The sequence below is a fragment of the Nonomuraea sp. NPDC049695 genome, from assembly GCF_040674955.1.
Lineage (GTDB): Bacteria > Actinomycetota > Actinomycetes > Streptosporangiales > Streptosporangiaceae > Nonomuraea > Nonomuraea helvata.
The window spans coordinates 17,644-40,563 of sequence record NZ_JBFANV010000091.1 but is presented as its reverse complement, the minus strand read 5'-3'; the positions used below and the strand labels follow the sequence as shown (position 1 = coordinate 40,563).

16 protein-coding genes and 1 pseudogene are annotated in these 22,920 nt (G+C 70.3%); 8 read left to right on the top strand and 9 right to left on the bottom strand.

The window, feature by feature from the left end; genetic code table 11:
- A pseudogene (locus AB0J64_RS46305) lies at nt 1-375 on the top strand (FAD-binding monooxygenase); the annotation flags it as partial.
- Nucleotides 376-385: 10 nt separating this feature from the next.
- Here the strand turns inward: AB0J64_RS46305 and AB0J64_RS46300 are convergent.
- Nucleotides 386-1,237 (bottom strand): SDR family oxidoreductase, encoded by an 852-nt coding sequence (locus tag AB0J64_RS46300; RefSeq protein WP_364042423.1) that lies wholly within the window; start codon nt 1,235-1,237, stop codon nt 386-388.
- 87 nt (nt 1,238-1,324) lie between these two features.
- On the opposite strand from AB0J64_RS46300, the gene AB0J64_RS46295 reads away from it, so the two are divergent.
- The 3 genes from AB0J64_RS46295 (at nt 1,325) to AB0J64_RS46285 (ending at nt 3,941) form a co-directional block, all read left to right on the top strand.
- The gene (locus AB0J64_RS46295) at nt 1,325-1,930 is read left to right on the top strand and encodes a TetR family transcriptional regulator (protein WP_364042421.1); all 606 of its coding nucleotides are present in this window, start codon (nt 1,325-1,327) and stop codon (nt 1,928-1,930) included.
- A gap of 24 nt (nt 1,931-1,954) precedes the next feature.
- Nucleotides 1,955-3,004 (top strand): hypothetical protein, encoded by a 1,050-nt coding sequence (locus AB0J64_RS46290; protein ID WP_364042419.1) that lies wholly within the window; start codon nt 1,955-1,957, stop codon nt 3,002-3,004.
- A gap of 181 nt (nt 3,005-3,185) precedes the next feature.
- Entirely contained in the window at nt 3,186-3,941 is a 756-nt protein-coding gene (locus AB0J64_RS46285; RefSeq protein ID WP_364042417.1) for a hypothetical protein, read from the top strand.
- A 12-nt stretch (nt 3,942-3,953) separates the two neighbouring features.
- Here the strand turns inward: AB0J64_RS46285 and AB0J64_RS46280 are convergent, their stop codons facing one another.
- From AB0J64_RS46280 to AB0J64_RS46260, 5 genes are read right to left on the bottom strand one after another with little or no spacing between them, the layout of a single operon-like run.
- A complete protein-coding gene (locus AB0J64_RS46280; protein WP_364042415.1) occupies nt 3,954-4,754 on the bottom strand; it encodes a carbohydrate ABC transporter permease in 801 nt (266 codons plus the stop codon).
- A 32-nt stretch (nt 4,755-4,786) separates the two neighbouring features.
- The gene (locus AB0J64_RS46275) at nt 4,787-5,701 is read right to left on the bottom strand and encodes a sugar ABC transporter permease (RefSeq protein ID WP_364042413.1); all 915 of its coding nucleotides are present in this window, start codon (nt 5,699-5,701) and stop codon (nt 4,787-4,789) included.
- Between the two features lie 11 nt (nt 5,702-5,712).
- On the bottom strand, nt 5,713-7,032 hold the full coding sequence (locus AB0J64_RS46270; RefSeq protein ID WP_364042411.1) for an ABC transporter substrate-binding protein: 1,320 nt from the start codon (nt 7,030-7,032) through the stop codon (nt 5,713-5,715).
- 11 nt (nt 7,033-7,043) lie between these two features.
- Nucleotides 7,044-9,137 (bottom strand): glycoside hydrolase family 36 protein, encoded by a 2,094-nt coding sequence (locus AB0J64_RS46265; protein ID WP_364042409.1) that lies wholly within the window; start codon nt 9,135-9,137, stop codon nt 7,044-7,046.
- Nucleotides 9,138-9,175: 38 nt separating this feature from the next.
- On the bottom strand, nt 9,176-11,224 hold the full coding sequence (locus tag AB0J64_RS46260; protein ID WP_364042407.1) for a CBM35 domain-containing protein: 2,049 nt from the start codon (nt 11,222-11,224) through the stop codon (nt 9,176-9,178).
- A gap of 251 nt (nt 11,225-11,475) precedes the next feature.
- Between AB0J64_RS46260 and AB0J64_RS46255 the strand changes: the two genes are divergently transcribed.
- The 3 genes from AB0J64_RS46255 to infA all read left to right on the top strand — a co-directional run bounded on the left by AB0J64_RS46255 (nt 11,476) and on the right by infA (nt 13,673).
- A complete protein-coding gene (locus AB0J64_RS46255) occupies nt 11,476-12,426 on the top strand; it encodes a GNAT family N-acetyltransferase (protein ID WP_364042405.1) in 951 nt (316 codons plus the stop codon).
- Nucleotides 12,427-12,621: 195 nt separating this feature from the next.
- Nucleotides 12,622-13,407, top strand: a complete 786-nt coding sequence (locus AB0J64_RS46250) for a GNAT family N-acetyltransferase (RefSeq protein ID WP_364042403.1) — start codon at nt 12,622-12,624, stop codon at nt 13,405-13,407.
- Nucleotides 13,408-13,448: 41 nt separating this feature from the next.
- Entirely contained in the window at nt 13,449-13,673 is a 225-nt protein-coding gene (infA, locus tag AB0J64_RS46245; RefSeq protein ID WP_364042401.1) for a translation initiation factor IF-1, read from the top strand.
- Nucleotides 13,674-13,725: 52 nt separating this feature from the next.
- Here the strand turns inward: infA and AB0J64_RS46240 are convergent, their stop codons facing one another.
- Both AB0J64_RS46240 and AB0J64_RS46235 read right to left on the bottom strand, forming a co-directional pair.
- Entirely contained in the window at nt 13,726-16,092 is a 2,367-nt protein-coding gene (locus AB0J64_RS46240) for an ExeM/NucH family extracellular endonuclease (RefSeq protein ID WP_364042399.1), read from the bottom strand.
- Nucleotides 16,093-16,199: 107 nt separating this feature from the next.
- Nucleotides 16,200-17,387, bottom strand: a complete 1,188-nt coding sequence (locus AB0J64_RS46235; protein WP_364042397.1) for an ROK family transcriptional regulator — start codon at nt 17,385-17,387, stop codon at nt 16,200-16,202.
- Between the two features lie 175 nt (nt 17,388-17,562).
- On the opposite strand from AB0J64_RS46235, the gene AB0J64_RS46230 reads away from it, so the two are divergent.
- The gene (locus tag AB0J64_RS46230) at nt 17,563-21,045 is read left to right on the top strand and encodes an alpha-N-acetylglucosaminidase TIM-barrel domain-containing protein (RefSeq protein WP_364042395.1); all 3,483 of its coding nucleotides are present in this window, start codon (nt 17,563-17,565) and stop codon (nt 21,043-21,045) included.
- A gap of 57 nt (nt 21,046-21,102) precedes the next feature.
- On the opposite strand, the gene AB0J64_RS46225 is transcribed toward AB0J64_RS46230, so the two are convergent.
- Complete coding sequence (locus tag AB0J64_RS46225; RefSeq protein WP_364042393.1) at nt 21,103-22,824, bottom strand: alpha/beta fold hydrolase; 1,722 nt, start codon at nt 22,822-22,824, stop codon at nt 21,103-21,105.
- Nucleotides 22,825-22,920: the final 96 nt, after the last annotated feature.

Genomic DNA, 22,920 nt, shown 5'->3' with positions numbered 1-22,920 from the left:
GCCCTCGTCGGCGACGCCGCACACACCACCCACTACTCCATCGGCGCGGGCACCGCCCTCGCCCTCGGAGACGCCGCCTTCCTCGCCCACTCCCTGTATCAAGACACCCGGCTGGAGTCCGCCCTGGCCCGCTACGACCGGCGGCGCAGAGCCGAGATCAGACGCATCCAACGCGCGGCCCGCAACAGCGCCCAGTGGTACGAGAACCTCCCGCGCTACATGGACCTCTCGCCGCTGGAGATGTTCACGCTGCTGGGCAAGCGGCATTCGCGGGTGCTGCCGCACGTCCCGCCGCGGCTGTACTACCAGGTCGGGCATGCGATCGAGCGGCTCCCGTCGCTGGGCCTCTTCCGGCGCGGCTCGAAGGCCGGATGAGACGTCCGCCTCACGCCAGGCTCTGCCCGCCGTCCACGGTGATCACCTGGCCGGTGACGTAGTTGTTGGCCATCAGGAACAGGGCGGATGCGGCGGCCTCCTCGGCGGTGCCGTAGCGTCCGAGCGGGGTGCTCTCCCCGGCCTTGGCGATCGCGGCGTCGCTGCCGAGCCCGGCCACCGTGCGCAGCAGCGGCGTGTCGAAGCTGCCGAAGCGGACGGTGTTCACCCGAAGGCGCCTCGGCGCCAGCTCGACGGCGAGCGCCTTGGTGAAGGTCTCGACGGCGCCGATGGCCGCCAGCGGGCCGGTCATCCCGGGGATCGGGCGGATCGCGTAAGTGCCGGAGCTGAAGGTGATGGAACCGCCCCCGGGCAGCCGGGCCGCCGCCACACGGGCGGCGGCGAAGGCGCCCCAGACCCGGGTGTCCAGGACGGAACGCAGGTCGCCGGCCGAGAGCTCGGTCAGCGGTCCGGCGCCGCCGATGCCGCCGGCCGTCACGAGCACATGGTCGACCGGGCCCGCCTGGTCGAAGATCTCCGCCAGGGCGTCCTCATCCGTGCCGTCGGCGGACATGCCGAACACCGAGTCGGCGTGGCGCCCGGCGGACTCGCCCGCCCCGGCTCCCGCGCGAGCGACGCCGTCACCTTCCGCCCGCGCCGCCGCATCGCGTACGCGGCCCACGGCCGCCGTCAACCTGCTCTGATCGCGCCCGACCAGGACGACGCGGGCGCCCACGCCGGCGAGCAGCACGCCGGCCGCCAGGCCGATGCCCGAGCTGCCGCCGATGACGACGACGGTGGAGCCGGCGAGGCCGGTGGGCAGCGGGGAGCGGACCGGCACGGGAGCGATGGTGGTCGCGGACATGATGTCTCCTCAGAAATAAACCATCTGGTTGGTTTAGATCAAAGCGACTGTCGCCCAGAAAGTCAACTGGATGGTTTAATCGAGTTCATGAGCTATGACGCGGAGGCCACCCGCCGGCGGATCTTCCAGGCCGCCGCCGCCGAGTTCGCCGCGCACGGGCTGGCCGGGGCCCGGGTCGAGCGCATCGCCACCGCCGCCAAGGCCAACAAGCAGGCGATCTACCTGTACTTCGGCGGTAAGGACAAGCTGTTCGGCGCCGTGGTGCGGGCCAAGGTCGACGAGGTCTGCCACTCCGGCGCCCTCGACCCCGGCGCGGTTGCGGAGTCCGTGGGGCAGTTGTTCGACTGGTACCAGGACCATCCGGAGCTGATCAGGCTGCTGCTGTGGGAGGCGCTGGAATCCGGCGCGGGTCCCGTCCAGGGCGAGGACGAACGCCGTGCGGACTATCGGGACAACGTACGGGACCTCGTCGATGCGGGCGTCGGCGCAGGGCTGGACGAGCCGGAGCGCACTCGCGCCGCCCAGGACTGGATGTTCACCCTGCTCGGCCTGGTCGCCTGGAACTTCGCCGTCCCCCAGCTGTGCCGCCTCGTGCTCGACGAACAGGACGACAAGGCGGTCCTCGCCCGGCGTCGCGACGCCGTGGTGGCGACCGTCCGCACCCTCGCCGCGGCCCGGGCCGGCGACGCCTGAGCGTGGCACCCGCATAATGGGCCGATGCTGAGCAAGGTGCTCCTTTCGCTCCTCGTGGCGGCGGGCCCGGTCCCGGCGGATCCGCCGAGCTGGCAACCGATCCGGATCCACGACTACGGCGGCTGCGATGCCATGACGCACATCGTCGCGGTGAGCCATGACGACGTCTGGGCGTTCGGCCATACCGACGCCGTCGACGACGAATGCGGGGATGGCGGCGCTCACCCGGTGGCCCAGCACTGGGACGGGTCGGCGTGGCGGACCGCCAGGCTCCCGGGCCACATCTACGGCAATGTCAGCGCGGTGGGCGCGTCCTCGTCCGCCGACGTGTGGGCCTTCACCAGCAACGACGTCGGCACATACTACGCACTGCACTTCGACGGGACCCGCTGGAAGGACACCGGCCAACGGGACATCTCCGGCGCGGTAGTGCTCGGACGCCATCACGTCTGGGGTTATGGCACGCGCACCAAGTTCTGGAACGGGTACGCATGGCGGACGGTGAGCCCCGTCCGGCCGGCGCCGTACGTGGTCAGCGTGGTGTCGGGCGCCGACGCCTGGGGGATCACCGGCCCGGACACCCTGTCCCACTTCGACGGCCGCTCGTGGAAGAAAGTCGCACTGGGCTCCGCGATGCCCGCCGACACGGACCATCGGCTCCTCGAGCTGACGGACGTGCTCGCGGTGAGCGAGAACGACGTGTGGCTCTTCGCCGAGCGCCTCCCGGACGACCTCCCCGAGCAGGGCGCCATCCCGCTCGCCGCGCACTTCGACGGAAGGGCCTGGTCCCGTGTCGCGCTGCCGGAACTCCGCGTATGGCGTCTCCGCGCGGCGGCCTCCGACGGAGCGGGCGGCATCCACGTCATCGCCGATCGTCCAGGCGAGGACGTCTCGTCAGCGATCCTGTCCCGCTCCGCCGCCGGCCGCTGGTCGGTCCGTACGCCGCAGGCGGGTGGGAAGAGGGTCGAACTACGGGACCTGGTCCGCATCCCCGGGACCAAGGAGGTATGGGCGGTGGGCGCCGTACGAGAGGGCGAGATGAACACCAGCTCGGCGGTCTTCGCGCTGGGGTAGCCGTCGCCTCGCTCCCGCCGTGGCGGCTATTTCCAGAGGTAGTCGTAGCGTGGCGGGGGCGGACTGATGACGACCTCACCGTCGCGGACCCGCCATTCGGTCTGCCCGTCCACTTCGTGGAAGGCGAAGAACAGGCCGCAGACGCGGTCGTAACCGTCACCATCCCACCGGAGATCGCACGATGCCCGCTCAGCAGCCCCCCACCTACGACACGTTCGTCGAGCTCGCCACCGCCGACCCCGCCGTCGTCGGTCTCGTCCTCAAGGGCTCCCACGCCCACGACATGATCACCGAGCACTCCGACCACGACCTCTACGTCGTCCTCGCCGACAGCGCGACCACGGATCTCACCCGGTTCACCGGCCACCGCACGCTCGAGCTCGACCTCGTCATCATCCGCCTCGCCGAGTTCCGCGCGGCCGGGATGCCCGGCTTCGAGCGCTACGCCCTCGCCCGCGCCAGGGTCGTGCTCGATCGGCTCGACGGAGACATCGCCCGGATCCTGGCCGCCAAGGCACGGCTCGACGCCGATGAGGCGTTCAGGGACGCCGGTGAATGGCTCGACGCCTATGCCAACTCCCTGTACCGCTCCGTCAAGAACGACCGCGACGGGCACGCGCTCGCCGCCCGCCTCGACGCCGCCGACAGCATCCGGTTCCTGCTGGAGCTGCTCTTCGCCCTCGACCGCCGTCCCCGCCCCTACAACAAGTACCTGGAATGGGAGCTTGCCCGATACCCGCTGCCCGGCTGGGACACCGGCATGCTGCTGGACGCAATGGACCGCATCTCGCGAACGGGGGATACGTCCGTGCAGCGGCGCCTCTTCGCCCAGGTCGAGGCGGTGGCCCGGCGCTCCGGGCACGGTGCGGTCCTGGACGCATGGGGCGAGGACCTCGACCTGATGCGACCGCAGAGGGCGAACGGCTCCGGTCGCTGAGCCCCTTCCACACTACTTGACGGCGCCGCTGGTGATGCCCGAGATGATCTTCCGTTGGGCCACGGCGAAGACCACGACCAGCGGCAGGCTCATCAGGATCACGTACGCGAAGATCAGATGCCAGTTGTTGAGATAGAGCCCGGCACTGGCCACGCGGAAGAGGTTGAGCGGGAGCGTGTCCAGCCGCCCGCCGATGACGAAGAAGGCGTAGAAGACGTCGTTCCAGACGTACAGGCAGACCAGGATGGTGGCCGTGGCCAGCACCGGGCGCAGCAGCGGGAGCACGACCAGCCAGAAGACCCTGAGCGGGCTCGCGCCGTCGAGCTGCGCCGCCTCCTCGAGCGAGTCGGGGATGGTACGCACGAAGCCGGTGACGAAAAAGATCACCGTGGACAGGTAGATGCCCATGTAGACGCCGATCATCCCGACCGCGGTCCCGGCCAGGCCGAGCTGGCGCAGCAGCAGGACGACGGTGACGACGGCGGGCGGCAGCACGATCCCGCTGATCGCCAGCGCGTACAGCACGGAGTTGAGCCGCGAGGCGCGCCGGGCCAGGATCCAGGCCGCCATCGACCCGAACAGCAGCACCCCCACCACCGACGGCACCACGACGAGCAGGCTGCCCAGCGTCGCCTGCAGCACCTTGCCGTCGGCCCACACCTGGCCCAGGTTCTCCAGCAGGTGCCACTGGGACGGCAGCGACAGGTCCGGCTGGAGCGCCTCGCCCTGCGACTTGCCGGCCGTCACCACCACCAGCCAGAGCGGGATGCCGATGGACGCCGCCACGAGGACGAGCGCGACGGCCGGCTGCAACCGCCTCCAAACGCTAGCGTCGCTCAAGCCGTTCACAGGACCTCCTCCCGCTTGCGCAGGACGTAGATGACGGGGAAGGCCATGAGGGCCACCAGCAGGAACAGCACCAGGCTCATCGTCGTGGCCTGCGCGAACAGCCCTTGCCCGAAGGTGCGGTAGATGAAGATGTTGAGGATCTCCGTCGTACGGGCGGGGCCGCCGCCGGTGGTGGCCTGGGCGACGTCGAACCCGTTCATCGAGCCCAGCAGCGCCGTGGCAACGTTGAACGTGATCGCGGGCGCCAGCAGCGGGAAGCGGACCGTCCAGAACGTACGCCACCGCGACGCCCCGTCGATGTGGGCGGCCTCCACGATGTCCTCAGGGACGGTCTTCAGCCCGGCCAGGTAGATGAGCATCGACAGCCCCATCCACTTCCACGCGTGGATCAGCGCGACCACCACGATCGTCCAGGTGGTGTCGCCGAGCCAGGCGTAGTCGATCCCGAGCAGCCGGTTCAGGCCGCCGGTGGGCTTGAGCAGCGCCTGGAAGATGTAGCCGACGGCCAGCGCGGACATCAGCACGGGGATGAGGAAGAACACCCTGGCCACCCGGTTGACCAGGGTGTCGCGCTCGAGCAGCACGGCCAGGCCGAAGCCGAACGCGTTCTGGAAGAGCGCCACCAGCACCGCGTACACCACCGTGACCCGCAGCGACCGGAACAGCGTGCCGTTGGAGGCCAGGTCGGTGAAGTTCTCCAGCCCCACCGGACGGATCGAGCTCTTGAAGCCCGACCAGTCGGTGAAGGCGTAGACGAAGTTGAACAGCGTCGGCAGGAAGAAGAACACCAGCAGGATGGCGAACGCCGGGGCCATGAACCACATGGGGTGCGTGCGCCGGCGGACGATCGGGCGTCCGCGGGTGGTGGTGCGCCGGGGCGCGGTCTGCCGCGCGGGGGTGGTGGTCAGCACGTGAGGACTCCTCAGAAACCGCTCGCCCCGGCCGCCTTGGCGAGCTGGGCGAACTGGTCCTGCGTGGCCGAGGCGACCTTCTCGGGCGTCAGGGTCCCGTTGATCATGTCGGCCAGGTTCAGGTACAGGTCGGGGTTGGCCACCGCGAGCGCCTGCATGGACCCGACGGCGGTGGGCAGCGAGGCGTGCACGTCGAGCAGCGCCTGCGGCACGCCCGCCGGGCTGGGCACAGACGGCTCCAGGGAGACGGTGTTGCGGTCGGCGACGAAGTCCTTGTAGCCGGGCCCCATCCAGTACGCCAGCAGCTGCCGCGCCGCGGCCTCCCGCTTGGCGTCACCGGTCTTGAACGCCACCAGCGCGTTGGACTGGTCGGGGATGAACGTGCCGACGTTCCCCGACGGCGAGATCGGGAAGAAGCCGATCTTCTTGTTCAGCGTCGCGGTGTCCGCCGAGGCCTGCAACTGCCCGAAGAACGAGTTCACCTGCACGACCATGGCGGCCTTGCCGGCCAGCAGCGCCGCGCCCTGGTCCTCGAACTTCGCCGTCTTGATGTCGGAGTTGAACAGCCCCTCGTCGATCAGCGACTTGTACGTCTTGATCGCCCCGACCACGGTCGGGTCGGTGAACTTCTCCTTGCCGGTGTTGATCCGCTCCCACAGGCCGTCCTTGGCCGCGTCGGCGAGCTGGACCTGCACCCACCACTGGGTCGCCCACTTGTCGCCGGCCATCTCGAAGAACGGGGTGACGCCCTTGCCCTTGAGCGTGCGCGCCAGCTTCACCATCTCGTCGAAGTTCCTCGGCGTGCCGGTGATCTTGTTGGCGGCGAAGACCTCCTTGTTGTAGTAGACGCCTTCGACCGCGGGGCTCGTGACGAGGGCCGCGTACCGGGTGCCGTCCAGGATGCCGGTGATGTCCTTCAGATCCGGCGACAGCTGCGGCAGCCACGGCGCGTCGTTCAGCGGCTGGAGGTTGGCCTTGGCGTTGATCGCGGTCAGCATGGACGCCGTCGGCTGCCAGAACGCCAGGTCCGGCTTGTCGCCGGTGGCGACCTTGGTCTGGATGCCCTGCTCGTACGGGTCCGGGATGGTCACGACCTCGACCGTCGCGCCCGTCGCCTTCTGGAACCCGGCGATGACCGCCTTGGGCACGGTGTTGCTGTTCTGCGCGGCCCAGATCGTCAGCTTGACGCCGTCGAGCTTCGCGGACGGGTCGGCCCAGGTGGCGGGGGCGGCCGAGGTGGAGGAGGAGGTCTCGACCGAAGGGTCGCTGCACGCGGCGAGCCCGAGCGTGAGCGTCGCCGCGGCGGCGGCGGCCGTCCATTTCATCTTCATGGTGATCTCTTTCATGAGGCGGTGCGGATGCGGAAGATCCGGGCGGAGAGGGGCTCCTCGCCACGGGACGTGAGCGTCAACACGCCAGGGCCGGGCTCCCAGTCGTGATCCCAGTCCGGCAGATGCCGCGGGTAAAGGACGTCGATCTCGACCGCATGGCCCGCCAGGTGGGGCAGGTCGAGCCGTACGGACCACGCGTCGTCCCGCCGCCAGACGCCAGCGTATGTGGTGTCGCCGGCACGTAGTCCCAGCGCGAGCGCGCCGTCGTCCCAGCGCGGCAGCCCGAGCGGCCACAGCGGCGTCGCGCGGGCCAGGTCCGCGCGGATCTCCTTGTGGACGCGTACGGCGTCGCGGACCGAGTCGAGCTGCGCGGAGCTCATCCCGTCCAGGTGGCCGGACAGGTAGAGCCGCCCCAGCATGCCGGTGCAGAGCGTGAAAGCGATCTCCTCGTCCGACATGTCGGGCTGCGGGTACGCCCAGCTCGCCGACTGCTCCGGCAGCACCGACATCGGCGCCGCCACCGCGATCGGCGGGTAGAGCCGGAAGTCCTGCTGGTCGCTGGTGGACTGCAGGTGCAGCCTGGAGAGCATCGCGTAGTCCATGCGCATGGCGCCCGACGCGCAGTTCTCCAGGGTGAGCCCGGGGTGGCGCTCGAGCACGCCCTCCAGCCAGGCCAGGTGGGCCCGGTTGCAGGCCAGCAGGCCGTCGCCGGCGCTGTCGGCGTCCAGGTCGGTGCCCGCGCCCGGGTCGATGTTGTAGTCGAGCTTGAAGTAGCCGACGCCCAGCTCCTCCACCAGCCGGTCCACGACCTGGTCCAGGTGCGCGACCGCGCGGGGATGGCGCAGGTCGAGGTGGTAGCGGCCGTTCTCGACCAGGCGCACGCCGCCGCGCTGCAGGAACGCCTCCGGCGGCAGCTTGTCCGCCATGGGGCTGCGTACCCCGATCACCTCGGGCTCCAGCCACAGGCCCGGCACCATGCCGTGCTCCCGGATGCGGCCGAGCACCTCCTCGATGCCGCGCGGGAAGCGCGTCTGCGACGGCTGCCACTCGCCGACGCTGTCCCACCAGAAGCCGTCCTCGTCGTACCAGCCGGCGTCCACGCAGAACACCTCGGCTCCCGCGGCCGCGGCGGCGTCGATCAGCGGCAGCAGCTTGGCCGTGGTCGGGTCGCCCGACAGCGTGTTCATGTAGTCGTTGAAGACCACCGGCAGCCGCTCCCGGTCGGGATGCGGCTGGACGATCGCCCGCCGGTGCGCGGTCAGCGCCGCGGCCGCCCCCTCCAGGCCCTCGCCGGACACCGCGACCGACACCGGCACCGTGGTGAACGACTCGCCCGGCGCGAGCCGATGCTGCCACTGGTGGTCGATGTCGGTCGGCCCCAGCAGCGCGACGTACGGGCCGTCGAGGCGCTCGCCGACCTCCCAGCGCCAGGGGCCGTTCTGCTCGATCTGCCACAGCCACGCCTGCCCGCTGTCGCGGTCGATCAGGCCGCCCGTGGGCAGGTGCCCGCCGGTCGACCAGGTGCCCTTCCCGACGACCGCGAGCCTGCCGCGGCCGTCCTGCCCGTGCAGGGACAGGCGCAGATCGGGTACGGCCTGCGCGCGCAGCGGCTCGCGGACCCAGCGGCTCTCGCCCAGCCACTCGCTGTCGGCCCGCACCACGTCGGAGGAGTCCACCGAGCCGGCGAAGGCGGCGGCGAACGACGTGACGCCCAGCAGCAGCGCCGGAGCCTGGCCGCGGTTGGTCACCCGCGTCCACGCCTGGAACGCGGCGACCCCGTCCGCCGAGCGGAGGAACACCTCGGCGTCCAGCCCGCTCTCGGCGTCGTGCAGGTGCACCCGCAGGAGGTGCCACGGCCCGTCCGTGCTCTGGTCGCAGCCCAGGTAGGCGAGGCGCCGGCCGACGGCCGTCTGGGAGAAGCGGTGCGAGGAGTGCGCCCGTCCGGTGCCGGGGAGCAGCAGCTCCACCAGCGGCTGCGTCGCCCGGGGCCGGTGCGCGGTGGCGGTGTCGCCGCGTGACAGCGACCGCACGCCGACCGGGCCGTCGGGTGAGACGTCGAGCACGACCCGAAGGCTCGGGTGGCCCCAGACGACGCTGGTGTTCATGGATCTCCCTTGCTGGTTCTTGCTGAGCGGTGCTTGCTCTAGCCGAGTGGTGCGGCGATCTGGATGCGGTCGACGTCGGGTGCGTAGCGGGTGGAGGCGTTGCCGAACGTGATCGTGTTCGCTCCGGCGGCCAGCGTGACGTCCACCACCGTGGTGCGGTAGTTCGACCAGCCCAGCGTGTTGCGGAAGTAGTGCCGGACGGTCGAGCCGCCGTTGACCGAGATGTCGGCGTAGCGGTCGACGATGTTGGTGTTGTAGTTGCTCGCGCCCTCGCCCAGCTCGCCGTTGGCGTACGTGACGACCATGCGGTAGCGGCCGGCCGACGGGACGGTGACGTTGTTGAAGCGCAGCGTGTTGGCCGCGCCGGCGCCGATGTAGCCGATGTAGCCGCCGCCCGAGGCGGCCGAGTTGGACGACACCCTGGCGGCGCCGCCCAGCGTGTTGGCGCCGGACTCGGCCTCGTATGCGGTGATCGTGCCCGAGGACGACGCCACGTCGATGTAGTCGAGCTGGGCCGCGCCCACCTCCAGGCGGTTGATGCCCGCGGTCAGGAACACCTTGGCGGTGACCGTGTTCCAGCCCGTGGTGGCGGGCAGGGTCACGTCGGTCAGGTCGGAGCCGTTGAGCCGGAGCCTGACCGTGCGGGAGGCCGGGGCCGAGTAGCGCAGGCCGACGTTGTAGTAGCCGTCCGTGGGGGCCGTGACCACGAACCTGGTGCTCCCGTCCACGGAGGAGACCTGGCCGTACGTGATCGAGCCCGACAAGTCGGCGAACTCCGCCTCATAGCGGGAGCCGCTGGTCGCGCCCTTGGCCGGGGTCACGACCACGTGGTAGGCCGAGGAGCCCTTGAGCCCCGTGAGCGGGATCGTGACCTGGCCGCTCGCGGGGGTGAAGTCCGCCTCGGTGACCTTGTACGGGCCGGGGGAGGGGTTCAGCCCGGTGTCGTCCACGCCCCAGACGGTGGCGTGGACCGGGGTGCCCAGCGTGCTCGGGATGCCCTTGACGACCAGGTTCGTGTCGTATGTGCCGCTCGCCGGGTTGTTCCCGCCGAAGATCACCCTGGCCTGCTTCTTGGCCTGGTCGAACGCGGCCAGCCCCTGGAGCGAGCCGCCCGCCGCCGGCGGGGTGACGGCCACGGTGCCGCCGGTCAGCTCGCCGTACCACTTGTACAGCCACCAGCCGCCGGTCGCCTGGTTGTTCCTGGTGACCAGGTCGTTCAGCCCGCCGGCCGTCGTCCAGTACGCCAGGCAGCCGTCGACCTTGCTGTTCTCGAACTTGGCCACGAACTGCACCAGATTGCCCGGCACGCCCAGGTCGCCCGACGACCGGCCGTACTCGTTGATCGTGATGCTTCTGGGGGAGATGCCGAGGCTCGACTCGATCGCCCGGTAGTCGGAGTAGTGCGCGTTCCAGCTCGTGAAGAAGTCGTTGCCCAGCTCGTGCCACGTGGTGACGTCAGGCAGCACGCTGTTGTCCCGCGCGAACTGCAGGAACGTGCGCAGGTCGGCCGAGCGGTAGCTCGCGAAGTTGGGGCCGGCGATGCGGGCGCCGGGGTCGATGGAGCGGATCCGGCGGTAGACGGTCCTGTAGTCGTTCATGAAGCCGGTCAGGTTGCCGCCGTACCAGATCTGGTCGGGCTCGTTGAACGGGACGTACACGTAGGAGGTGCGGTACGGGTCGGCGACGACCTTCCTGACCATGGTGTCGACCTTGGCCAGGTAGTCGTTGATGCCGAGGTTCTCGTACGGCCACTGCTTGTAGACATCCTGCATGTAGATCTGGATGTCGCGGCCGCCCGCGCGCTTGAACATGGGGGCGACCTTGAGCGCGTCACCGTTCGGGTGCTGCAGGCCGTCGGGGGCCTTCTGGGCGGTGACCTGGGGCTTGAGGGCGGCCAGCATGGTCTCGTTCGGGATGCCCTCGTCGCCGAGCCCGTACAGGAAGCCGGTGGCGCCGTAGCGCAGGGCGCCGGTCTGGGCGGCGAGGTCGACGACGAGCTGGGACGCGGCCTGGGCGGGAGCGGCAGGCGTGACAGCGGTCACCAGGACCACCGCCAGCACCGCTGACCAGGCATTTTTCCTCCTCATGACGGGACTACCTCCTTGCGTGCTTGCGCGTTTTCGCGCCCTTGGGGGGACGTGGAGGTGCATGGATGTGACCGGTCACATTTCCTTGGGCCTGAGTGTGACCGCTCACATTAGCGAGGAAAAGACCCTGTTACCAGGTTGTTACGAGGAAGTCTCAGGCGAGCGCTTGGTAGGCGGCCGGCGGTTTGCGCGAGGGACGTTGATCAGATAGACCTTGCAGCCGGACCTCCCGCCGACAGCTGGAGCGTGCCTTGACCGTGGAACAGAACGACCTGACCATCCGCCCGATCACCGGGCGCGAAGAACTCCCCCTTTTCTCCCGGCTGCCCTATGTCCTCAACGAGGAACTGGCGGACGACCTCGCCGCCGGCCGCCGCCGTCCGCCATGGATGTGGGTCGCACTCCGCGGCGACCGCCTGCTGGCCAGGGCCGCCTGGTGGGGCCGGAGCGGAGACGACACGCCGTTCCTCTTGGACGTTTTCGACATCGACGACAGCGGCGCGGATCGTGACCGCGTGGACGTCGGCGTGCGGCTGCTGCGGACCGCCATGGCCGCAGTCGTCCCAGCAGGCGGCTGTCCGCCCGATTACCTCCGTTGCGTCCCACCCGACTGGCGCGAGGCCGAGGCGGCCAGGCGCGTCGTCGGGGACCGCATGGTCGCACTGGAACGGACCGGCGCTCGCCTGTTCGTCGAACGACTACGCCTGGAGTGGCGCCCCGGGACGCCGATCCCCGAGCCGAGCGGGCGCCTGACGTTCCGGCCGGTCCGCGACACCGAGGAGATCCTCTCCCTGATGACCCTCGTCCTGGACGGCACGCTCGACGCGCACAGCCGCGAGGACCTGGCCCGGATGTCCGCCCGCGAGGCGGCCGTCACCCACTATGAGGACGAACTCGCGCACTACCGGAGCCCGCAGGACTGGTGGCGGGTCGCGACGCTGCCGGACGGCGAGCCGGTGGGGTTCGTCACCCCGGCCCGCAACGACTACAACCCCATCATCGGCTACCTCGCCGTACTGCCCGCGCACCGGGGCAACGGCTACATCGACGACATCCTCGCCGAGGGCACCCGTATCCTCACCGCGCAGGGCGTCCCCCGCATCCGGGCGGCCACGGATCTCGGCAACACTCCCATGGCGAACGCCTTCCGACGCGCCGGATACGTCACCTTCGAACGCACGATCAACATGACCTGGAACTGAGCCGGGTATTCGGAAAAATGGTTGTACGGGACGCTATCCGGGCTGATAGCGTTCCGCACACCGTGACACCACGCAAGGAGGTGAGACCCATGAACGCTGTATCGATGTGGGTGCTCCCCTCGTCGTCACGGTCGGGCGATTGACGTAGGTGTCGCCGGGAGCGCCTGGACAAGGCACTCCCGAAAGGCAACACCTATGAATTCTGCGCATTTCACTTCGGGCCCCGTAGTGATCACGCGGGTCGCCGAGAGCCAATGGCACGCCGTGGAGGACGACCTGACGGTCGGCCGCGGCGACGTCTCCCGCAGGCCCGACGGACGGATCTTCATCAGCATCGACGCGTGGCACGACGCGGCCTTCGACCGGCTCGCCGAGGCCATGCTGCCGGACCTGCCGAAGCCGCTGCAAACGGTGGTCGACGAGACCGACCTCGACTCGATGTCGAACTGGGAGCGAGCCGGTTTCACGGCCCGGCGCCGCGAGTGGGAGTACCTCGTGCCCACCGACCCGGAGGCCACGGGCCTCGGCTCGGTGCCACCGCCGTCGGGCGTGACGCTGCTCGGCGTCGGCGAGGCGGAGGAGGGCCCTCTGCGCACGTTGGATCGCGTGATCCGCGACGAGGTCGAGGCCACCGTCGGATGGCAGGAGATGCCGGCTGAGATGCTGCCCCGCCTGGACGGCGCCACCCTGCGGGACCCGTCGAAGTACGCGGCGGCGGCACAGTCCGATGAGTACGTGGGACTGGTCCGGCTGGCGGCGGTGACCAGGCAGCCACGGATCGGGCTGATCGCAGTCCGGCGCGACCGGCAGCGCCGCGGCATCGCCCGGGCGCTGCTCGCCCACGTGCTGGGCGCGCTGCACCGCGGCGGGATCGAAACGGCATCGGCCGAGGTGAACGAGTCCAACGGGGCAGCCATGGCGCTGTTCGAGGGCATCGGCGCCCGGCGTGCGGGCAGCAACCTGGAGTTGGTGCTCCGCTGACGTCCCTTTCATCAACGACCTCAGGGAGGAGTGCGAGAAACATGCCAAGAACATCGAACGGCATCGAAGTAGAAGGCACCGTGGTCGAGTGTCTGCGGAACGCCACCTTCAGGGTGGAACTGGAAAACGGGCACAAGGTGCTGGCGCACATCAGCGGGAAGATACGGAAGAACTACATCAAGATCCTGCCGTATGACCGGGTACTCGTGGAGCTCAGCCCGTACGACCTCAACCGGGGACGGATCATGTACCGCTACAGGACGTAGCGACGGGCGTGAGCCGCGCCGGGGACCCCTCCGGCGCGGCTCACGTGTCCATTCAGAGTTTCAGACCCATCAGCAGCGGGTCGTGGTCGGAGGAGCGGAAGGCGTCGGGCGCGTACAGATAGGGCGGGTTGAACTCGGTGTTGTAGTCCATGAACCGGCCCTCGTCGGCGTTGACGTGCCAGATCGTGGCGCCGGTCACCAGCTTGCGCGCGCCCTTGTCGGCCAGCGCGTGGTCGAGCTCACCTGACAGGCCACCGAACACGTAGCTGTAGCGGTCGTCCTTCTTGACGTACTTCTTGCTCAGGCTGGTCAGCCCGCCGTCCTCGAAGGTGTGGATCGGGTCCTCCTCGCCGTAGGCGTTGATGTCGCCGAGGACGAGCGCGTTCTTCAGCCGGAGGCTGTCGATCAGGGCCAGCACGGCCTTGGCCTGCTTGACGCGCTTGGCGTTGTAGCAGCTCTGCCCGTCGCCCTGGTCGGCGTCGTCACCCGAGGCCGTCCCGTCACCGTCGGTGCAGCCCTTGGACTTGAAGTGGTTCACCAGCACGGTGAAGGTCTTCCCGGTCCCGTCGGCCTTGCCGAACGTCTGCACGAGCGGCGGCCGGTTGAAGATCGGGTCGGACGACGACCGCGCCGCGCCGATCGGGGTGACCTTGGCCGGCTGGTAGATCAGCGCGGTCTGGATGAGGTCGGTGCCCGGGTTGGGGTGCGTGATCGCCTTGTACGTGCCGGCGCCCGCCTTGGCGTTGAGCGCGTCGACCAGGGTGTTGAGCGCCACGTTGTCGTTGCGCTCGACCTCCATCAGCCCGGCCACGGCCGGGTTGAGCGTGGTGATGTTGGCGACCAGCTTGGCGAGCTGGCGGTCCCGCTCCGCGGCGGTGGTGGCGCCGCGGGACTTGAGCGTGGTGAACCAGTTGAGCGTGTTGAGGCTGGCGACCCGGACGTCGCCGCCGACCTTCGCGGGCTGGGCGCGGCGGGGGTTCTCGGCCTTGATGACCACCGGTCCGGTCGGCTGGACGCGGTAGGCGTCGAAGCCGTACGTGAGGACGCCCGTCAGGTCCTTCACCTCGTCGCCGATCCGGACGGTGTTCGAGCCCTCCGTGTGGTACGGCAGCGTGGGCGGGTTCTGCGCGGTCGAGCCGTCGTCGAGCAGGATGGCGCGCCGCGCGTCCTTGTCGGTGTTGACCTTCTTGCGGTCGGTGGGCTGCCACAGCCGGGCGCCGCCGGCGAGGGTGATCTCGCCGAACCTGGCCAGGTTGTAGATCTCGGAGACGGCGAGGTCGCGGTCGAAGGAGACGAGCATGCCTTCGTAGCGCTCGAGGGTGATGCCCCTCTTGAGCGGCAGCTTCACCCTGGTCGGCTTGATCGTGCCGGTGCCGCAGACGTTCACCGCGGTGGCCGGCGAGATCTCGGTGAGGCCGTTGTACTCGATCGCCTTGCCGGAGACGAGGACCCGGTCACCGGGCTTGACCGGCGAGGAGGAGTACACGAACAGGCCCTCGGAGGTCGCCGGGTCGGCGTCGGGCGTGGGCGCCTGAAGGTAGAAGCCGCCGAACTGGCCCGAGCCCTGGAAGGCGCCGGTGACGACGCCCTCGACGCGGACGTTCTGACCGTCGGCAGGGCTGGTCTCGCCGCTGCCCTGCACCTGCGAGATCTGGTGCGTGGGAGCGGTGTCGCAGCTCTCGGTAGGCGTGGGTGTGGGCGTGGGCGTCACCGTCGGCGTGGGGGTCGGCGTGGGCGTCGGGGACGGGTCACCGCCGCCGCAGGGGGCCGGGGCGGTGGCGCCGTTGCGGGGCGCGGGGGCCGCGGCCTCGAAGTCGGCGGCGTTGTCGTCGGTGTCGGCGCAGCCGCCGCCCTTACGGAACGCGCCGGTGGTGTTGGTGAGCGCGGGAGCGGGAGAGGCCTCGGAGAAGTTCGCGGTGCCGTACCCGACCAGGTCGGCCAGCAGCGCGAGCTGGTCGGCGGAGCAGACGGTGGAGGAGCCGTTGCAGGCCAGGCCGTCGCTCGAGCGGACCAGCGCCACCTTGCCCGCGGTGCCGCTCATGTTGATGGCGCCGACGCTGTCGGGCTGGGGGAGCGCGCCGCTGGGGGTGGTGCCGGCGGCGAGCTGCACGAGGTGGTACTGGCCGGGGGCCAGGGTGCCGGAGAGGCCGGCCTTGTTGGAGGCGAAGTTCCCGGTGCCGCCGGCGCTGGTGTACTGCACGGACCAGCCGTCCAGTGACACGGGGGCGCCGCTGCGGTTGAACAGCTCGACGTAGTCGTTGCTGAAGGGGGCGCCGGAGTTGCCGCCTCCGCCGTAGACCTGGCTGATGACCACGGTTCCGGGGGTCGCGGCCACGGAGGGTGAGGACTGGGCTGCGATCGAACCGGCGACGACGCCGGCCGCAACGAGGACCGCTAAGGCCCGGGACTGAACACGCATGCGGGGGAGCGTAAACCGACAAACGCCTGAAAACCCATATAAGACATGGACGAGTTATGAAATTTCAAATATTGACATTGAACAGTGATCCTCGCATGACACCCCGTTCAGCAGGCGGCCAGTGTGTCGCGCCACACCTCGTCCAGTGCCAGCTGGGTCGCGCCGGTGAGCACGGTGCCCTCGGCCAGCTCCGACAGCTCCACGCTCGGCGGGGTGAGGGTCAGGTCGTCGAGGTGCCGCGCGATCGCGTCCAGCAGGACCGCGCCGGCTCGGGCGATGCCACCACCGATCACTATCGCGTGCGGGGAGAGCACGAGAACGGCGGGTGCGATCGCCTCGGCGAAGACGGCGGCGACCTGGTCGACGACCTCGGCGGCGACCGGGTCGCCCCCGGCGGCGGCCGCGAAGACGGTGGCCGCGTCCGTCGCACGGGCGAGCCCGGACCCTGGATGCTCCGCGGCGCTGCGGCGGGCGAGATCGACGATCGCCTCGGCGCCGATCGCGCGCTCCAACGGCCCACGGCCGTCGCCGGTCGAGCCGGGAAGATCACCGGCGGGTCGGATGAAGCCGATCTCCCCGGCCTGCCCCGCGCCCCGATGCAGCCGCCCGTCGATGACGACCCCGGCTCCGAGCCGCTCGCCCCACTGGACCGCGAGCAGGGTGCCCGAGCCGGTGCGCTGGTGGGCCGCCGCCAGCGCGGCCAGGTTCGCGTCGTTCTCCACCGTGACCGCACACCTGAAACGGGCCCGCAGGTGGCCGACGAGGTCGATCTCCGACCAGCCCGGCACGCTCGGCGCGAACAGCACCCGGCCGGTGCCTGCCTCGACGATGCCCGGGGTCCCCGCGGTCACGGCCGTGATCTGCCCGGCGGCCAGGCCGGCCCTCGCCAGCGCCTCGCCCGCTGCCTCGTCGACCGCCTCGAGCAGGTGCCGGGCGTCACGCCGATGGACCGTCCGGCGGATCACGGCGAGGCGCTCACCGGCGAGGTCGGTGATGCCCGCCGTGACGGTGTGCGGCCCGAGGTCGAGGCCGAGCACGGGCGCGGCCCGGCCGTTCAGTGAGAACCGCGTCGCCGGTCTGCCCACCGTGGCCGGCTGCGGCGCGTGCTGCCGCAGCCAGCCGGCGGCCAGCAGATCCTCCACGGCCTGGGCGACCGTCGGGCGGGTGAGCTCGGTCAGCTGGGCGAGTTCGGCCAACCGCACCGGCTCGGGCGCGCACTGCCGGACGGCGTCGAGCACCGTGGCCCGGTTCATCCTGCGCAGCACCGGCGTGCCCGCCGGCCGCTCCTCCTTCATCCGCGCTCCCATCCGGGGTCTTGACCTACCGGTCGCCTACGGCTGAGTATATTTCGTAAAGACCTTACGTAAAGTCTTTACATAATTGGGCCCCTGCATGCCCCCTCGGAGGTGGCCGCCGATGACCCGTTCCCGCGAACCCCGAAGCCCCATCCCTCTCTTACCGCGACCCCTGATGGCGCTCGCCGTCCTGCTCTCGATGCTCGCCGCCCCCTTCGTCCACCAGCCCGGCGCGGCGGCCGACACGCCCGCGCAGCCGGCCTCCGCCCGGCTCGACAGTCCGGCGGCGCAGGCCTTGGAACGCCTGATCGGGACCTCGCGCGCCAGGCAGGTCACCCTGCGCACACTCGACAAGGGCGCGGGCCGGGACCGGTTCGAGGTGTACGCCGACAAGGGCCGCCTCGTCGTCGCCGGTACGACCCCCGCGGTCCAGCTGACCGGCTTCGGCTCCTATCTGCGCCAGGTGGCACACGCCGACATCTCGATCAACGGCTCCCAGACCGACCTGCCCCAGCGCCTGCCCCTGCCCACGGCCCCCATCACCAGGGACTCGTCGGTGGATCACCGCTTCGCTCTCAACGACACCAACCAGGGCTACGCGGGCGCGTACCTGAGCTGGACGGAGTGGCAGCGGCGGATCGACGTCCTGGCCCTGCACGGCATCAACGAGGTGCTCGTCTACGAGGGCCAGGAGGCCGTCTACCAGCGCACCTTCATGGAGTTCGGCTACTCCGACCAGGAGATGCGCCAGTGGATCCCGCAGCCGGGCCACCAGTCCTGGTGGCTGCTGCAGAACATGTGCTGCACCGACAGCCCGATCTCCCAGCACCTCATCGACCAGCGGATCGGGCTCGGCCGCAAGATGGCCGACCGCCTGCGTTCGCTGGGCATGGTCCCCGTGCTGCCCGGCTATTTCGGCACCGTGCCCACGGACTTCAAGACCCGCAACCCGGGAGCCAACACGGTCCCGCAGGGCACCTGGAACCAGCTCGAACGCCCCCACTGGCTCGACCCGACAAATCCCGTCTTCGAGCGCGTCGCGGCCACGTTCTACCGCGTGCAGACCGAGCTGTTCGGCTCCAGCACGATGTACAAGATGGACCTGCTGCACGAGGGCGGCACGGCCGGAACGGTCAACGTCGCGCAGGCGTCCCAGGCGGTGCAGCGGGCGCTGAACGCCGCCCATCCCGACGCGCTGTGGACGATCCTGGGCTGGCAGAGCAACCCGCTGCCGGCGACGCTCCAGGCCATCGACCGCAGCAAGATGTTCATCGTCGACGGCATCAGCGAGGAGCCCGGCATCACCGACCGGGACAAGGACTTCTTCGGCACCGGGTACGCGTTCGGCACCATCTGGAACTTCGGCGGCCATTTCAACCTCGGCGCCAGGCTGACCGTGTGGAACGAGAAGTTCCACGCCTGGCGTGACAAGCCCGGCACGGCGATGAACGGCATCGCGGTGATGCCCGAGGCCATCGACAACAACCCGGCCGCGGTCGCGTTCTTCGCCGACCTGCCGTGGCAGGACGGCCCGGTCGACATGCGGCAGTGGTTCGCCGACTACGCCACCGCCCGGTACGGCGGCGACGACCCCCATGCCAAGGCGGCCTGGCAGATCCTCCTCGACACCGTCTACAGCTGGCCCGCCGGCGCCGACAGCCGGCACGTCACCGGCCTGTACGACGACGAGCCCGGCCTGGCGAACACCGGCTACCCGCTGCAGTACGACATCGCCGCCTTCGACCGGGCGCTCGACGAGCTGCTCCAGGTGGACCGGCGGCTGCGCGGCTCCGGCGCCTACCGTTACGACCTCGTCGACGTCGCACGGCAGGTGCTGGCCAACCACAGCCGGCTGCAGCTGCCCAAGATCCGCGCCGCCTACCGGGCCAAGGATCTCGAACGCTTCGAGCGCCTCACCGGCCAGTGGATGGACCAGATGCGGCTGATGGATCGGCTGCTCGGCACCGACGAGAACTTCCTGCTCGGGGTCTGGCAGAAGGAGGCCCGCCGGCAGGCCGCCACCCCGGCCGAGGCGGCGACCCTGGACTACAACCTCAAGTCGCTGGTCACGCTCTGGGCCACCGGCGCCCGTCTGCAGGACTACGCGCGCAGGGAGATGAACGGCCTCGTCGGGCAGTACTACGCCAAGCGGTGGCAGCTCTTCTTCGACAGCCTGAAGGCCGCGCTGCGCTCGGGCAAGGAGTACCCCGAGCCGATCGACTGGCTCGCCGTCGCCCAGGACTGGGCCAGAGCCGGCACCAAGCTGGCCTCAGAACCGAGCGGCGACTTCTACCGCGAAGCGAGCCGGGTGGCCGCGCTGCCGGACGGCGCGGTGACCGTCGGGGTCGACCGCAAGGGTGTCAAGCCGGGTGAGACGGTGCAGGCCACCGCCGTGTTCACCAACGACAACACGCTGCGGCCCACCGGCAAGGTCACCCTCCGGCTCGATGCCCCGCGCGGATACCAGGTGCGGGCCACCTCACCGACCCGCGCCGACCAGGTCGCCCCGCTCGGCGAGCTCACCGCGACGTGGACGGTGACCGTCCCCGCCGACCGGACCCCGGGCGACACCCCGGCGCTGGACGTCACCGCCTCCTGGCGGTCCGGCGACGCCGACCGGCAGGATCGGGCCTCGACCCGCCTGCTGATCGCCGGAGCCGTGCCCGCGTCGTACCGGACGATGACCAACGTGCCGGCCGAATTCGCCCCCACCGGCGACGGCGTCGCGATCGCGGCGGGCGGTGCGGACCTGTGGCGGGAGACCAACGAGCTGGCCACCGCCTACCGCACGGGCGCCCTGGCCGACGGGCAGCAGCTCGCGAGCACGGTGCTGCGCGAGGACGGCTCGTCGGAGTGGACCCGGGCCGGGCTGGTGGTGAGCAACGACCTGGCCACCCCCGGCTCCACCGGCTACGCGAACATCGCCGTCACCCCCGGTCACGGCTGCGTGTTCAGCTGGGACTCCGACGGCAACGGGCAGTTCGACTCGTACGCGGAGGTGGGCGGGTTCGCACCGCCCGTGCAGGTGCGCATCGGCAGGTCCGGCGACCGGCTCACCGGCTCGTGCAGCAGCGACGGCAGGAACTGGTCGCTGATCGGGTCGGCCCGCGTCCCGGGCACCGGCGCCGCGCTCGACGCCGGCCTGTTCGTCAGCGCGGCCAACCGCTACACCGGCCAGCAGGCGGTCGCCACGCTGACCGATCCGGCACCGGCCCCGTCGACCGCCCGCGACGGCGCGGGGGACACGCTGCAGAGCCTCCGCAAACCGGTCACCGCCCTGAGCTGGGAGCCGAGCCGGGGTCCTGAGCACGCGAACGACGGCAACCGGGCCAACTCGCCGTACTTCGCCAGCCAGCTGACCTGGGACACCACCTGGTGGCAGGTCGACCTGGGCGCGGTCAACGACATCTCACGCGTCAACGTACGCAACTATGTCGGGGGCGGACGTTACTACGAGTACCGGCTGGAAGGCAGCCTCGACGGCACCACCTGGTACACCCTCGGCGGCCGCCGAGGCGCGCGGGCCGTGACCGACGCCGGAGACACCATGACCACTGAGGCCAAGGCCCGGTACGTCCGGGTGGTCGGCACCCACAACAGCGCCAACCTGTCGTTCCACCTCACCGAGGTCAGCGTGTACGGGACGCCGGAGCAGTGACCCGCGCAGACGCCGCCCATGGCCACGCAGCCGGGCCATGGGCGGCGTCATGCGCGCTCAGTCGTCGCTCACCTGGGAACCGCCCCAGGGGAGCCGGTCGGTCGGCCACAGCTCGGGCTGCCGCTTGACCGTGGCGTCGGCTCGGCCGCCCACGGGGCAGCGGAAGCCGTGCGGGGGCACGGTCAGCGAGATCAGGTAGTTGTCGATGGGCACCGTACTGCACTCGTCCTTGCCGTAGATGCGGTGGCCCCAGCCCTCGTACGTGAGCAGCACCGCCTTGGGGCCGAGCTGGCGGCCCACGTTGGCCGACCAGACGTACGGCGTGGAGGGATCGTGGATCGAGTTGCCCAGCAGCAGCGGAGCACCGCCCGGGTAGCGCAGCCGGTGCTGCGGGTTGGTGGTGGGGTGGCCGAGGCAGACGGGCAGGTCCTCGATCGGCATGGGGTTGAGACGCATGTCGGGAGCCAGGCGGCGGGAGCTACGCAGCAGCGCGGCGTACTCCTGGTAATTGCGGACCCGCAGGTTGTAGTCCTCGCAGAGGATCGTGGTCGGCAGTTCGGCGACCTCCCCTGTCACGGGCTGCCGGCCGGGCGGCGGAGGCACCCACTCCGGCGGCGGTCCGCCGTCCAGGGCGCGCAGCATCTCGCTCAGCAGTTGCCAGGCGGGGCCCTCGGTCCCCAGCACGCCCTGCCAGAGGACCTGCACCTCGGTCATCGGACGATCCGGGACGCCCGGGTAGTACAGCTGACCGCCGCGTGCCTTGGCCAGCAGCCGCTCCCACAGCGCCCGGACGTCCTGACCGTGCAGGGCGCAGGCGGACTCGTGGTCACACCAGGCGACGAACTCGTCGAACGCGTCCTCGACGGCGGCCGCCTCCGTGTCGAGGAAGGCCTTGACGCCGAGGCTGTGGTCCATGTTGCTGTCGAGCGCCAGGGCCCGGATGCGGCCGGGGAACAGCTCGGCGTACATCTGACCGATCAGCGTGCCGTAGGAGATCCCGTAGTAGGTGAGCTTCTCCTCGCCGAGGGCGGCGCGGATGGCGTCCAGGTCCCGCGCGACGTTCGCCGAGTCGACGTGGTCGTACAGAGGGCCGGTACGGGCCCGGCAATCCTGGCGCAGCCTCCTGGCGTAGGCGCTCCATCTGTCGAAGTCGGCCTGGCTGGTCATGACCGCGTACGGCATCTGGTTGTACAGCGACGCCGAGCAGATCACGGGGTGGCTGCGGCCCACGCCCCTGGGATCGAAGCCGACGATGTCGAAGTGCCGCTGGAGCTCTTCGGTGAAGAAGTCGGGAGCGCCGTAGGCGGCCTCCACGCCCGATCCGCCCGGGCCGCCCGGGTTGATCACCAGGGAGCCGATCCGAGCCGCGGGATCGGTGGCCTTGCGCCGGGCCAGAGCCAGCTCGATGGTGGGGCCTTGCGGCCTCGACCAGTCGATCGGCACGGTCAGCGTGCCGCACTCGGCGGAGGGCTCCTCCTCACAGGGCGCCCAGACGATGCCGCCTTTCGCCGCCCCTTCCGCAATCTCGGCCGAGGCTCCGTCCGGGGTGGCCGCGCCTGCGGCCGTCGAGGTCGGTAACAGTGTCGATAACAGGGTCGCCACCACTACTGAGGCGGCGGCCAGCACAGAGGACTTTGGTCGCACATCGCTCCAATCGTCGTCGACCGGCCCCCGCATGGCACGCGGCCGACTCTGATCGTCCCCGTCGACGGCCCGTGGCCCGGCGGCGCGGCGAGCACGCACCGTGGGCAGGCCGAGCGCACCATCCAGCCGATCCACACGTTCGCTCGTACGTCCTACCACGAAACATTCACCGATGACCGTCATAGATCGTGATATGGCCGGAAATATCGCGATGATGGCGCCAATCGTCGC